Origin of the sequence: Nocardia sp. NPDC059764 (genome assembly GCF_042732555.1) — a bacterium.
GTDB lineage: Bacteria > Actinomycetota > Actinomycetes > Mycobacteriales > Mycobacteriaceae > Nocardia.
The window spans coordinates 1-13,564 of record NZ_JBHWHH010000052.1; the positions used below are offsets into that span (position 1 = coordinate 1).

Below are 13,564 nucleotides of genomic sequence, written 5' to 3' on the forward strand. Positions count from 1 at the left end.
GGAGGCTGCCGGTCACGCCGAGCGCGACCGGCAGCCGGGCTCAGCGGGCATCGGTGGATACCGGTTCGGGCGCAGCGGTTTTCGCGCGTCCCGGCACCCACCAGTTGAGGCGGCCCATGGTCTGCATCAGGGCCGGGACCAGGATGGTGCGGATCACGGTGGCGTCGACCAGGACGGCCAGAGTGAGGCCGAGGCCGAAGAGCTGGACGAAGGAGACGTGGGCGAAGACCATGCCCACGAAGGCGATGGCCAGCAGCGCCGCCGCCGCGGTGAAGATTCGTGCGGTGCGCGCGATGCCCACGGCGACCGAACGCCCGGTCTCGCCGGACTCCAGGTACTCCTCGCGGATTCGGGACAGGAGGAAGACCTCGTAGTCCATGGATACGCCGAAGGCCAGGCAGAACATGAGGATCGGCATGGTGGGGACGAGGTATCCGGTGGGGGTGAAGCCCAGGACGCCGGAGAGGTGGCCGTCCTGGAAGATCCAGACCATCGCTCCGAACGTGGCCGCCAGGGAGAGCACGGTGAGGACCAGGGCCTTGATCGGGAGCACGACGCTGCGGGTGAAGATCAGCAGGACGGCGAACATCGATATCGCGATCAGGGCCAGTGCCAACGGGACTCGTGCGCCTAGGGCGTGGACGGAGGCGGCGTTACGGGCGGCGGGGCCGCCGAACTTCACCGGTCCGGGGGCGGGAACCGCCCGGAGACGGTCGAGTTGCTCGGTCGAGGCGGCGGAGTAGGGGTCGAGTCGGGTTCCGATGCGCAGGTAGGTTCCGGCGTCCCCGGCCATGACGGATTGCGGCCCGGCGACCGGGAGGCCACCGGCGTAGACGCCGCCGCTGGACAGCACCGAGCTCACGTCCGGGACCTGGGACAGGGCACGCGCGTAGTCGGCCACGCGCGCGGTGTCCCCGTGAGTGTCGGGCAGCACCGCGAGGATGCCCGCGGTCAGGTTCTCGGAGAACCCGCTGCGGGAGGCGTCGCCGACCTCCCGGCTGGAGCCCGAGGCCAGCACTCGATCGTCGGCCCACCCGAACCGCACGCCGAGGAACGGCGCACCGAGCAGCAGCAAGGCCGCGACGACGGCCACGATGGCGAGGACGGGCCGCTTCATGACACCCATGGCGAAGCGGTACCACCGGTCCCGCTCCACCGGCTGGGGGACGGGGTCGGGCCGCCCGAGTCGTCGGCGCGGCCAGTGCCGCACGTCGAGCGCCTCGACCCGGGGGCCCAGGAGCGCCAGCGCCGCGGGCAGCACCAGCAGTGTGGTGAACACCGCCGCGGCGAGCACCGCCAGTCCCGCGTAGGCGAACGACCGCAGGAAGTACAGCGGGAACACCAGCAGCGCCGCGAGGGAAAGCGCCACGGTCAGACCGGAATACAGCACGGTGCGCCCGGCGGTGCGGACGGTGCGGGCCACCGCGTCGACGGTGTCGGAGCCCGCCGCGATCTCCTCCCGGAATCGGCTCACCATGAACAGGCTGGAGTCCAGCGCGACCGCGAACCCCAGTGCCGTGGTCATATTGAGCGCGAAGATGGAGACGTCGCCGACCGCCGCCAGCACCCGCAGCACGGCCAGCGCCGCGCCGATGGTGACCACGCCGACCAGCAGCGGCAGCATGGACGCGACGAGGCTGCCGAACACCAGCACCAGCGCGATGCCCGCCAGTGGGATCGCGATGGATTCGATGAGCACCAGGTCGAGGGTGATCTGCTTGCTCATCTGCGCGAGCGCGACGGCCTCACCGCCGGCCCGGACCTCGATCCCGTCCTGGCCGCCGTTGTACGTGTCGGCCAGGGCGCCCGCGAGTTTCGGTGCGGCGGTGTCGTCGCCGCGCGCGTAGGCCACCAGGACCGCGCTGTGGCGGTCGGTGCTGCGCAGCGCGGTGCGCATGTCGGTGGGGACGCTCCAATACGACTGCACCCCTTGGAGTTCCGGGTTCGCCTTCAGTTCATCGGTGATCCGCTGTCCCACCGTGGTGGCGGCGGGCGTGTCGATTCCGTCGGGCGCGGTGAGCACCAGCACGACATTCGGCGCCGCGCCGGGGAAGTGGTCTTCGAGATACCGGTCGACCCAGGTGGATTCGGAGTCCGGCGCCTGGAACCCGCCGGATTTCAGGTGCATCGGCGCCGACCATCCGATGGCGTAGCACAGGATGGCGGCGAGCCCCGCGAGCACCAGGACGGCACGCGCGCGACGCTGGGCGAAGTGGGCGATGGCGAGCAGCACGCGGGCTCACCGCCGTTCGGCGGGCGGCACCCGCCGCGCGGTCCGGACCAGGTCCTCGGAGACCTGCCACAGTTCCGCGGCCCGCTCGGGGTCGTAGGACTCGGGCGCGCTGGGCACTTCGGTCGCGCCGGTGAAGTACGTGCCGGTGGTGTCGGCGAGGTCGGGTCCGGTGATCAGCCAGGCCAGGTCGGCGGCCGAGCGGGCGACGGTGCGGGCGATGGGCATGACCCGGATGAGCACCGGTGCGAGCAGCCGGAATCCGATGCGGGCGAGTGCCGAATAGCCTCGGGAGAGAGCGGTTTCCGGCATCAGCCCCGGATCGAAGGCGTTGACGGTGATCCCGCGGTCGCCCCACCGGTTGGCCAGCTCGTAGGCGAAGTACACATTGGCGAGCTTGCTGGTGGCGTAGGCGACCCGTCCGTCGCGCCCGGAACCGTCACCGGGAGCGGCGAGTTCGCGGGGTGCGCGCCACTGCGGCGCGGGGAACCCCATCGATTTGCGCGGCCCCTGATGCACGTCGCTGGACACCACGAGGACCCGCGACCCCGCGTCGAGCAGATCCGCGCATCCGGTGACGAGCGCGAAATGCCCGAGATGATTGACGGCGAAGGTCAATTCGTAGCCGTCCTCGGAGCTGCGCACCTTGTCGACGATCTGGAGTCCGGCATTGCACACGATCGCGCCGAGTCGCGGCTGTTCCCGGCGGTGCAGGGTTTCCACCGCCGCCCCGACCGAATCCAGGGACGCCAGTTCCAGTTCCAGCAGTTCCACCCGCGCCGTGGGCGCGTGTTCCCGGATCCGCTGCCGAGCGGCCTCCGCCCGCTCGGTGTCACGGCATCCGAGGATCAGGGGAACACCCTTGGCGGCGAGGATTTTCGCGGTTTCGAGGCCGAGCCCCGAGGTCGCGCCGGTGATGAGAACGGGAAGGCTCATGCCGCGTTCTCCAGCCACTGCATCGTGAACTCGTCGATGGCGGCCGCGGTGCTGGTGAACGTCTTGCCCATATCGGCTTCGATGAGCCTGCCGATCAGGGGAACCCGGGCTTCGATCTGCCCGGACATGGTGAATTCGCACCCGTTGTCGGTGCGTCGCAGCACCAGGTCGGCGCCGAGTGTGATGGTCATGCCCTCGACCTGCCCGTCCATCCGCCCGCGGGCGATGCCGTCGGCGGGTTCGGACCAGGTCTCGCTGTAGGTGTAGCGCACGCCGTCGGGCCGGAACCTGGCGGCCGGGCCGGGCAGGGACGAGGCCGGGATGACGGTGTTGACGGTGACCAGGGTGCGGTTCGGGGTGACCTCGAAGGCGGCCAATTCGGCGTCGGCGCCGTCGATTTCGCGAATGCGCTGTTCCCAGTAGTCCCGGGAGCCGAGGGCGCGGTGGAACTGGACGTCGCTGTACGGGTACGGGGTGGTGTGCTGCACGGAACGCGGCATGGTCAGTCTCCCAGGTGCTTGGCGTAGATGCGGTGGATGTCGAGCATTCGGTAGAGGGCGCGGTCGGCGTCGTCGCGGCCGACCTCGGAGAGCAGGTACGCGTCGACGAGCCGGTCCATGGCGTCCTCGACCTCGTCGGCGCTGAGTTCGGGGTGGTCGGGGGCGATGAATTCGGCTCCGGCGGAAATGTGGTGGCCGAGGTCGCGGAAGACGCCGGCGGCGGTGCTGTCGAGCCGGTCGAAGGTGAGGTCGAGGCTGGCACGGATGTCGAGGGATTGGTAGGACACGACTTCGAGGCGGCGTTGTTCGTCGCTGATCCGGGCCAGCATGCGGGCGAAGGTCCAGTGCGGTCGGGCCGACATGCGGCAGGCGACGGCGCGCAGGGCCAGCGGGATGCCCGAGCAGTGGTCGGCGACGCTGCCCGCGTCCTCCCATTCGGGCAGCACCCGGGCCCGCCCGACGGTGGCGACCAGCATCTGCAGGCCCTGGGTGCGGGACAGCTCGTGCAGGACGTAGGTGCGGACGGTGGTGAGCCCCAGGGCGAATCGGCTGGTGATCAGCGCGGTGCTGGATCCGCTCGCGGGCAGCAGCGGGATGATCTGCGATTCGGTGACGGCATTGTCGAGGATCACCAGGACGCGTCGCCGCGCCAGCCGCGCCCGGTAGAGGTTGGCGCGTTCGGCGAGGGTGGCGGGCAGGGCGTCGGCGGGGATGCCGAGCGCGGTGAGCAATCGGCCGAGCACCGTCTCCGGGGTGGTGTTCGGTCCTTCGGCCAGGTCGGCGAACAGCATCCCGTCGGGGAAGCGGTCGCGCAGGCAGTCGGCGGCCTGCAGCACGAGTGCGGTCTTGCCGACGCCCGCGCCGCCGGTGACCAGGACGGGGCGCGGGGAGGGATCGTCGGTGAGCATGCCGGTGAGGGTGGCCAGTTCGGCGTCGCGCCCGCTGAATCCGAGCGGGGCCAGCGGCACCATGTCGGGCGCGATGCCCAGGGTGACGGTGGGCGGGTCGCCGCGCAGGATCTGGCAGTGCAGGTCCCGCATGCCGGGGCTGGGGTCGGCGCCGAGTTCGTCGGCGATGAGCCGTCGCGCCAGTTCGTACTGCCGCAGCGCCTGGGCGGTCTCGCCATTGAGGAAGTAGGCGCGGATCAGCCGCTCCTGCAACCCTTCCACGAGTGGTTCCTCGAGCAGGGCGGTGTGCAGCCGGTTGATCACCAGCGAATGGTTGCCGCGCCGGATCTCGGCGTCGGCCCAGTCGGCGGTGACCTCGTGCTTGAGCCGGTGCAGCGAGTCGCTGAGTCGCCGGGCCCATTCGCTGTCCAGTCCGGTCATGGCGCTGCCGTTCCACAGGTTCAGCCCCGCGGCGAGTTGTTCGACGCGGCCGGGGTCGTCGATGTCGGTGGCGCGGGCCCGGTCCACCAGGTCCATGAAATGCCGCAGATCGACGGAATCCGGTGGGGTGGACAGGGTGTAGCCGCCGGAGCCCCGGTTGACCTGGACGGGCGGGCCTCCGTGCCCGGCGGTGGCCTCGGTGAGCACCCCCCGCAGCCGGGCGACGTAGGTGTAGACGGCGTCGCGGGCGGCGACCGGCGGGGAATCACCCCACACGCGGTCGATGAGCGTGTCGATGGAGAGCGGCCGGCCCGAATCCACCAGCAGCGCCGCCAGCAGGCTGGTCTGCCGGGGCGGCCCGAGGTCGACGGGTTTGCCGTGGACGTGGAGCTGTACCGGGCCCAGGAGCTTGAACTGGATCATTGTCACGCCTAACTTCCCCCCTGGTTTGGTTGCGGCGCAGCCCATTACATGGACAGCGCCGCGAGAAAGAGTGCGACCAGGGCGATTCCCTGCAGGACGACGCGGACCACGATGACGCTGTCCCAGGTGCGCTGCATCTCGCGGACGTCGGCGGGGACGCGGTCGGCGATGACCGCGGCGGTGAGCTGCTTGTTGACCGGCGCGCTGATCCGGGCGTAGATGCCCAGCCAGACGGCCAGCACGGCGACGGCCAGTGCCGCGAAGCCCCCCGCGGCGGTCTTGCCGTCGAGAAACGCCAGGCCGGTGGCCACGACCGCGGCGACCACACCGACCGCGCCCGGGATCGGCATGCGCTTGTCGGCGACCTCGTGGATCCGGCCGGTGACGGCGGCCAGGGCGCGGTCGTCGATGCGGGCGAAGGCCGTCCGCAGCACCAGGGCGCAGAAAAAATCGGTGCCGTAGACGACCGCGGTCGTCAGAATTGAAATACCTATGGCTGACTGGAACAGAATTTCCATTAGCAAATCCTCGGCGAATGGCCAAGGGCGAGAACGGCTACCGCCGATTCTCCACCTCGGCGTCGGTAGTGGTGATCGTCGCAAATTGTCGTGAACATTATGTTGCACCGTGTGGTGCACGACATTTCACTGAAATGTGATTGTGGCGATGGCCAGTTCTCGCCCGGCGCGCGTTGTGATCGGTTATGGGGCGGTTGGGGGTTCGCTACTCCCGCAACGTCGCGGCTACCAGAATTCCGCCAGCCAATCCCGCTGCTGTGAGCAACTCCCAGGTGTCGGGCGGCCCGGTCACGCCGAGGCGCCCGCGCTTGTTCAGCGTCACCGTGGCATCCACCAGTTCGAGTGCGACGCCGAGCACGAACCAGTGGCGAACGGGGTGCCCGCGCCGCAGTGACCACACGGTACCCAGCCCGATCACCACGTCGCGGGTGCCGAACGCGCGGGTGGGCAGCGAGGAGGCGTTGTCGTCGTACTCGCCCGACCATGATTTGGAGACCGTGGCGGGCTGGGTGAGCATGCCGGTGCCGATGGCGATCCGGGCCAGCGCCTGCGACCAGGCCATCTGCCGGACCATGCCCTGCACACGGCGGTGGGCTAGCATCGAATTACCGTTCATCGTAAGGGTTTTCCTCCTGGCAGGCGGCCTCGTCCACGGCGACCACGACCTTTCCGCGGGCGTGTCCGCCCTGGCTGAGCAGATGCGCGCCGGCGGCCTCGGGCAGCGGGAAGACCGCGCCGACCGGCACCCGGAACACGCCCTTGGCGGCGAGCGCGGCGACCACGGGCAGGTCGCCGGTGTCGGGCCGGGTGAAGACGTAGGAGCCGCCGAGTTCGCGGGCCTTCGGATCGACCACGGAGGCGAACCGGCCCTGCGGGGCCAGTAGCGGCAGCACGGTGCGCTGGATACGTTTGCCGACCGCGTCGAGCAGCACGTCGATCCCGTCGGGGGCGAGCGCGCGGACCGAATCGGCCAGCCCCACCGTGTAATTCACCGGTTCCGCGCCCAGTTCGCGCAGGAAATCGTGATTGCGCTCGCTGGCGGTGCCGATCACCCGCGCACCCAGGTGCACCGCGATCTGCACCGCCACGCTGCCGACGCCACCGGCCGCGCCGTGCACCAGCACGGTCTCCCCGCGCTGCACGTCGAGCACCCGCACCAGGGCCTGGTAGGAGGTGAGCGCGGCCAGCGGCATGGCGGCGGCCTCGGCCCAGCCCATGTTCGGCGGTTTGATCGCCAGCGCCCGCACCGGCGCGGGCATCACCTGGGCGAAGCTGCCGCGGCTCAGGTAGTCCTCGCGCACGCAGCCCACGACCTCGTCGCCGACCGCGAATTCGTTGACGCCGATGCCGATCTCGCGCACCACGCCTGACACGTCCGCACCCGGGACGATGGGGAAGACGGTGTCGGCGAACGGATCCAGGTAGCCCTCGCGGGCCTTCCAGTCGATCGGGTTGACCGCGGCGGCCTTCACGTCGAGCAGCACCCCGTCGAGCGCCATCTTCGGGATGGGCAGCTCACCGTATTCGAGGACCGACGCGTCGCCGTAGCGTCGGTAGAAGACCGCCTTCACGAGCGCACCGCCGCACCGATATAGGTGGAGGACAGGTCCGCGGTGGTGAACATGATCAGGTTGCCGTCGCGCTTCTTGCCGAGGATGGTCAGCCCGCGCTGCTTGGCCAGCGGCTTCAGCCCGGCGGCGTCGAGGTGGCGGGCCAGCTCGGCGGGTTTGATGAACTGGTGGTGATGGTGGGTGCCGCGGGCCACCATGCCGGTGAGGTACTCCGGGATCCAGATCATCACGATGCGGGCCAGCAGGGTCCGATTGATGGTGTCGTAGCAGAAGATTCCGCCGGGCGCGAGCACCCGCGCGATCTCGCGCACCGCCATGGCCGGGTCGTCCACGTGCTCGAGCACGTCCACGCAGGTGACGACGTCGAAGGTGTGGTCCGCGTAGGGCAGCGCCTCGGCCCGTCCGACGGAGTACTCGATGTTCTTGCCGGTCGATTCGGCGTGCGCGCGGGCGGCGGCGACCAGCCGGGCGGAGGGGTCCATCCCGCTCACCTCGGCGCCGCGCCCCGCCAGGTATTCGGTGGTGAAGCCGCCGCCGCAGCCGACGTCGAGCACCTTCTTGCCCGCCCAGTCCTGGACGAACTTGTCGAAGTACTCGAAGCGCGGGCGCTGGAAGGAGGTGAGTCCCTTCATGGCGGAGTCGTCGTCCCACCAGGATTCGGCGAAGTCGCCGAAGAAGTCGGCCTCGGTCTGGGATTGCTTCATGTCAGACACCGTCTTTCTGCAGTGATGCGGTCGGTTCGGGGGTGTGCCAGCGGGTGGCGTAGGCGATCTGGTCGCGTTCGGCGATGCGGAAGACGAGCCACGGCCACACCAGCCGCATGCCGAATTCGCGCAGCCGGATGAGCAGCGGGTTCTCCACCGCGCCGAGGCGGCCGATGCGCCAGGCCACCTTCTGGAGTCCGGCGGTGCGGGCGCGGCGCTGTTTCTCGTAGCGGCGCAACGCGGTCGCGGGGTCGGTGGCGTCGAGTTCCTCGGCCAGGACGAGGGCGTCCTCGAGGGCCTGGCACGCGCCCTGGCCGATATTGAAGGTGATGGGGTGGGCGGCGTCGCCGAGCAGCGTGACCCGGCCGGCGCCCCAGCGCTTGTCGGGGGCCCGGTCCAGGACGTCGCCGCGGATGATGGCCTCGGGCGGGGTGGCGGCCAGGATCTCCTCGACCGGGGACATCCAGCCCCGATGCCGTCGCGCCAGTAACTCTCTGGGGTCGCCGTCGTCGTGGCCGCCGGGTTCGCCGTTGGCCACGCTCATCCAGTGCACGACGCCGGGGGCGACGTCGTAGAAGGTGAATCGGGTGCCGGGGCCGAACAGCGCGTAGAAGGTGCCGGGCGGGATCTTCTCGTGCCGCAGTTCGGCTTTGCCGCGCCAGGCGATGTAGCCGGTGTAGCGCGGCCTTGCCATGCCGAGCAATCCGTTGCGGACCATGCCGTTGATGCCGTCCGCGCCGATGAGGACATCACCGCGGACCCGGTCGCCGTCGGACAGCTCGACGGTGACGCCGGTGTCGTCCTGTTCGAAGCCGACGACGGCCGCGCCCGTGCGGATCTCGGCGTCGTCGCCGGTGGCGGTGACCGCCGCGCTGAGGATCCGGTGCAGCACCGACCGCTCGACCGCGATGGTCGGGCAGCCGTACTTCTCGATGAACCCGCCGACCGGCCACGCGCCGAACAGGTCCCCGCGCCAGGTCCCGAAGTGGGTGATCTGCTGCACGGGGGCGGTCTCGAGCACCTCGCGCAGCACGCCGAGGCGTTGCAGCGCGATGGTGCCGTTGGTCCAGATATGCAGTCCGGCACCGCCGTCGCGCAGCTCGGTGGCGCGTTCGAAGACCCGCACGCGCAGGCCGCGCTGCCGCAGCGCGAGGGCCGCGGCCAGGCCGCCGATGCCGCCGCCGGAGATGAGAACCGTCAATGGCCGCTGCGTCACGGCCGGCCCGCTTCGGTCTGGGCCGCCGCTTCCGTCAGGGACGACACCGTGGCCGCCAGTTCCGCGAGGTCCATGCCGCCGCCCTTGCGGCGCCGGCCCTTGCGTCCCAGCGCGCCCGACATCAGCCAGCCCAGGCCGAGCGCCTCGAGCATGGCGGATTCCACGCCGATGCCCCAGCGCTCGTGGATGAGGCCGTCGGCCAGCCGCCACACCACCACGCCCTTGAACTCGATGGCCTCCCCGGTGGGGTCCATGCCGAGGAATTCGCCGGTGAAGGTGCCGCGCCAGGTGTTGTGGATGACCACATAGTCGGCGTGCGCGCTGAGCGCCTCGATGGTGACGTGCAGGTCCGGAAAGCCTTCGCGCAGACCGGCGATGGTGTACTTGACCCCCGCGGTGCCGTCGGGCGCGCCGGGCAGCGGCTGGTGGTCGACCATGTCGGGGGAGTAGATCTCGTCGACCACCGAGAAGTCGCCCTGGTTGACGAATTCGTCGAACACGCGGCGGATGATGCGCGCGTTCTCCTCGGCCGTGAACACGTGATCAGGCGACATGGTCGACCACCTCGGCGGATTCGGCGAACGGGGCTTCCCAGCGCAGCGACAGACCGGCGTAGAGGTAGCGGCTGGCCTCCACGGCGAGCAGCAGCACCTGGTCGCCGGGGCGGACCCGGCCCTGGACCCAGCCGTCGTCGAGGGCCAGCGGCACCGCCGCCGAGCCGGTCGCGCCGACGGTGGCGAGGTTCTCGACGATGTTCTTGGCCAGCACCGCCTGGTCCTCGGGAGAGACTCCGGCGGCGTCGAATTCGGCGGTGAAGTAGTCGGCATTGCCCTCGGGCAGCACGCAGGCGTCGATCTCGGCGACGGTGAGCCCGGTGCGCGCCAGCATGTCCTTCATGCCCGCCACGAACACCTGCGGCCCGAAGGTGGCGGTCCCGTTCACGTCGAGCTTCATCTCCACCAGGCGCTTGCGCTTGGCCTGATCGAACACCGGCTCGTGGGTGCCGCCGCCGACGATCTGCATGCCGGGCTTGCGGTCGCCGCCGAGACAGGCGGTGGCGAACCGGAATTCGCCGTTCGGATCGGCGCTGCCGGGCTCGCCGGCGCGCAGCACGACCGCCCCGGCCCCGTCGCCGAAGGAGTTGATGACCAGCCGGTCGCGCATGCGCACCAGTTCGGGGTCCATGCCGAGGTACATCGGAACCAGCAGCGGCGAAATGGATTCCGCGCCGATCACCACGGCCGTCTGGTACGTGCCATCGGCGAGCAGGCGGCGGGCATAGTCGAGGCCCTGTACGAAACCGGTGCAGGCGGCGCGGAATTCGATGGACGCGCAGTGCGCGAGCCCGAGCTGCTCCTGCACGTAGGTGACCACGGCGGGCAGCTGGTATTCGGGGCTGGCCGAGGACATGACCAGCAGGTCCACTTCCGCCGGGTCGATGTCGGCGCGGGCCAGCGCGCGCCGCGCCGCCGTGGTGGCCATGGCGGAGGTGCCGGTGGTGTGGCGGCCGGTGGCCGGGTCGATGATCCAATGCCGTTGCCGCACTTGGATGTTGTCGAGGACCTCGGCGGGCATGGGCCCGCACAGGCGCTCGAGGGTGGCATTGTCGATCGGGTCCCCGGGCAGGTAGGAGCCGGTGGACAGGATCGACACGTGGCGGGTGTCGAGGTTCGGCATGGTGTCTCCGTTCACGATTCGAGGTGTGCGTTCACGAGTAGGTGGGTGCGTGGGGTCACCGCGGTGCGGCCGCGGGGTGGGTCAGCACGAGACTGGTGTGGGTGCCGCCGAGCGACGAGCCGTTGACCAGCGCCGGGCCGTGGTCGGCGCCGTGCGCCCACGAGGTGATGGCCAGCGCGGCGGCCAGTTGCGCGCCCGCGCCGATGGGATCGCCGAGCACCCGCTTCGGCTCGTGCCGGACGCAGGCCGGGTTCAGGCCGAGCCGATCGACGGCCCGGCGCTCGGGACCGTCCACCGCGGGCAGCCCCGCCGCGCCGGTCCAGACCGCGGTCACGTCTTCCGGTTTCACCCCGGACGCGGTGAGGGCGTCGCGCATGGCCCGCTCCACGCCGTGCCCGCGTGGATCCCAGCGCGCGATGCCGAGCGCATCGCAGGTGGTGGCGTAGCCCGCGAGCACGGCCAGCGGTGCGGCCCCGCGGGCCCGCGCCGTCGAGGCCCGTTCCAGCAGCAGGGTGACGCTGCCCTCGGCGAGCCGGAATTCGCGGCCGTGACGACCGGTGAACACTCCCGCGCCCCGGTAGGCGTCGAGCGCGTAGGGCGAGAGCTCGTCCGCGCCGGTGCACAGGACGGCGTCGGCGCGTCCGGCCCGCAGCAGGTCGAAGGCGGTGCCGAGCGCGGCAGCGCCGGCGGCGTGACCCGAGGTGAGCGTCGAGGTCGGTCCCTTCGCGCCCAGCGCCATCGCCACCTGCCCGGCGGCGGCATTGAAGACGGTATTGGGGAAGATGGCCGGATTGCCTTGCAGCGGACCGCCCAGCACCGTCGGCTCGAAGAACCGGGAGATGCTGCTCATCGGCCCGACACCGGTGCCGAGCACCACGCCCACGCTCTCGTCGGCGGTGAGCCCGGCCGCCGTGAGCGCCTGCGCGCTGGTCGCCACGGCCAATTGACCGAGGCGGTCCATCCGCCGCCGCGCCTTCGCCGGAATGGCTGCCCCCGGATCGGTGCCCACGCGCATCACCCGCAACCCGTTGTGCGACTCGGCGACTCCGGCCCCGGCCCGCCATGCGGCCCAGAGCTGTTCGGCATCAGCCGCCTCACCGATGAGCACGCCGATCCCGGTCACGACGACCTCGTCGGCCGCGCCGGGTGTGGGCTCGCCGTGGGTTTCGGCGGGCCGCCCATAGACGACACAGGCGTTGGCCCCGGCGAAGGCGAAATTGTTCGAGGCGGCGACCCGCATGGGCAGGGCCCGGGCCTGGTTCGGCGCGGGATCCAGCCCGCACGCCGGGTCGGTCTCGGCGAAACCGGCTGTCGGCGGGATCATCTCGTCGCGCAGGCCGAGGATGGTGACGATGGCTTCGACGGCGCCGGCCGCGCCGAGCAGGTGGCCGATCATGGATTTGGTGCTGCTCAGCACCACGTCCTGGGCGGCGTCGCCGAGGGCGGCGCGGACCGCATTGCTCTCGGCCGAGTCGTTCTTCGGGGTGCCGGTGCCGTGCCCGTTGATGTACGGCACGTCGGCGGGGGTGAGCCCGGCGGTGCCGATGGCGGCGCGGATGGCCCGCGCCGCGCCCGCGCCCTGCGGATGCGGTGCGGTGGCGTGGTAGCCGTCGGCGGACATGCCGTAGCCGAGCACCTCGGCGACGATCGGGGCCCCGGCCGCGAGGGCCACGTCGGCGGAGGTCAGCACCATCATGCCCGCGCCCGCGCCGAGCGAGAGTCCGTCGCGGTCACGGGAATACGGCCGCGCCGGTCGCGAGGACAGCGATTCGACGCTGTTGAAGCCGTAGTACGCCATCTCGCTGAGCGCGTCGCTGCCGCCGACCAGCATGGCGTCCGCGCGTCCGGCGCGGATCTGCTCGACGGCGTGGGCCAGGGCGTGGGCGCTGGACGCGCAAGCCGTATTGACCGACAGCACCGGGCCTTTCAGGCCGAACGCCGCGCTGAGGGCTTCCGCGCAGAACTGCGGTGACACCAGCAGCAGGTGCCGGTCGTCGCCGAGCCCCAGTTCGTCCGCGCCGACCGTGCGCCCGGCGTCGACCGCGCGGCGGACCGCCTTCTCGGCGCTGCGGATCCCGCTGTTGCAGCTGCCGAAGGCCACACCCCACCGATGCGCGGGCAGCGCGTCCGGGCGGGGCGCCGCGCCGGCCTCCAGCACGCCCAATCCCGCGCCCGCCATGGCTTCCTCGGCGGCGATGAGCGCGTAGTCGATGGCCGGTTCGGGGTCGGTGAGGCCCAGCGGGGCCAGGTAGTCGTATTTGGGGCGCGGCGGGTCGAGGATCTCGCCGCCGATGGCCGCGGGCAGTCCGGCGACGGCGAATTCGCGCAGCGGCCGGATGGCGACCTCGCCGCCGCGCACCCGCTGCCACAGTTCCTCCGCGCCGGCGCCGTGGGCGGTGATCGCGCCGAGCGAGGTGATCACGATGCGCCGGGGCGCCGGACGATGGGTTTCGTGCATGGC

The 13,564-nt window shown here is 71.0% G+C and carries 12 protein-coding genes; all 12 read right to left on the reverse strand.

What is annotated here, in order from left to right; genetic code table 11:
* Window positions 1-40 precede the first annotated feature (40 nt).
* Window positions 41-2,233, reverse strand: a complete 2,193-nt coding sequence (locus ACFV4K_RS14265; protein WP_379274976.1) for an MMPL family transporter — start codon at window positions 2,231-2,233, stop codon at window positions 41-43.
* Window positions 2,234-2,239: 6 nt separating this feature from the next.
* A complete protein-coding gene (locus ACFV4K_RS14270) occupies window positions 2,240-3,166 on the reverse strand; it encodes an SDR family NAD(P)-dependent oxidoreductase (RefSeq protein ID WP_379274978.1) in 927 nt (308 codons plus the stop codon).
* On the reverse strand, window positions 3,163-3,666 hold the full coding sequence (locus ACFV4K_RS14275) for a DUF2505 domain-containing protein (protein ID WP_379274980.1): 504 nt from the start codon (window positions 3,664-3,666) through the stop codon (window positions 3,163-3,165). Before ACFV4K_RS14275 ends, ACFV4K_RS14270 begins: the two co-directional genes overlap by 4 nt.
* A 2-nt stretch (window positions 3,667-3,668) precedes the next feature.
* The gene (locus ACFV4K_RS14280; RefSeq protein WP_379275039.1) at window positions 3,669-5,417 is read right to left on the reverse strand and encodes a BTAD domain-containing putative transcriptional regulator; all 1,749 of its coding nucleotides are present in this window, start codon (window positions 5,415-5,417) and stop codon (window positions 3,669-3,671) included.
* 44 nt (window positions 5,418-5,461) lie between these two features.
* Window positions 5,462-5,935, reverse strand: a complete 474-nt coding sequence (locus ACFV4K_RS14285; RefSeq protein ID WP_357086503.1) for a DUF1772 domain-containing protein — start codon at window positions 5,933-5,935, stop codon at window positions 5,462-5,464.
* 205 nt (window positions 5,936-6,140) lie between these two features.
* Complete coding sequence (locus ACFV4K_RS14290; protein WP_379274982.1) at window positions 6,141-6,536, reverse strand: hypothetical protein; 396 nt, start codon at window positions 6,534-6,536, stop codon at window positions 6,141-6,143.
* Window positions 6,537-6,540: 4 nt separating this feature from the next.
* A complete protein-coding gene (locus tag ACFV4K_RS14295) occupies window positions 6,541-7,506 on the reverse strand; it encodes an NADP-dependent oxidoreductase (RefSeq protein ID WP_379274984.1) in 966 nt (321 codons plus the stop codon).
* The gene (gene ubiG / locus ACFV4K_RS14300; RefSeq protein ID WP_379274985.1) at window positions 7,503-8,210 is read right to left on the reverse strand and encodes a bifunctional 2-polyprenyl-6-hydroxyphenol methylase/3-demethylubiquinol 3-O-methyltransferase UbiG; all 708 of its coding nucleotides are present in this window, start codon (window positions 8,208-8,210) and stop codon (window positions 7,503-7,505) included. Before ubiG ends, ACFV4K_RS14295 begins: the two co-directional genes overlap by 4 nt.
* A gap of 1 nt (window position 8,211) precedes the next feature.
* Window positions 8,212-9,426, reverse strand: a complete 1,215-nt coding sequence (locus ACFV4K_RS14305; protein ID WP_379274987.1) for an FAD-dependent monooxygenase — start codon at window positions 9,424-9,426, stop codon at window positions 8,212-8,214.
* Complete coding sequence (locus ACFV4K_RS14310) at window positions 9,423-9,980, reverse strand: ester cyclase (RefSeq protein ID WP_379274988.1); 558 nt, start codon at window positions 9,978-9,980, stop codon at window positions 9,423-9,425. Before ACFV4K_RS14310 ends, ACFV4K_RS14305 begins: the two co-directional genes overlap by 4 nt.
* Window positions 9,970-11,103 (reverse strand): 3-oxoacyl-[acyl-carrier-protein] synthase III C-terminal domain-containing protein, encoded by a 1,134-nt coding sequence (locus ACFV4K_RS14315; protein ID WP_379274990.1) that lies wholly within the window; start codon window positions 11,101-11,103, stop codon window positions 9,970-9,972. The genes ACFV4K_RS14310 and ACFV4K_RS14315 overlap by 11 nt, the downstream gene beginning before the upstream one ends.
* A gap of 55 nt (window positions 11,104-11,158) precedes the next feature.
* Window positions 11,159-13,561 carry a beta-ketoacyl synthase N-terminal-like domain-containing protein gene (locus tag ACFV4K_RS14320; RefSeq protein WP_379274992.1) on the reverse strand — a complete coding sequence of 801 codons (2,403 nt, stop codon included), beginning with the start codon at window positions 13,559-13,561 and terminating at the stop codon, window positions 11,159-11,161.
* Between the last annotated feature and the right edge of the window lie 3 nt (window positions 13,562-13,564).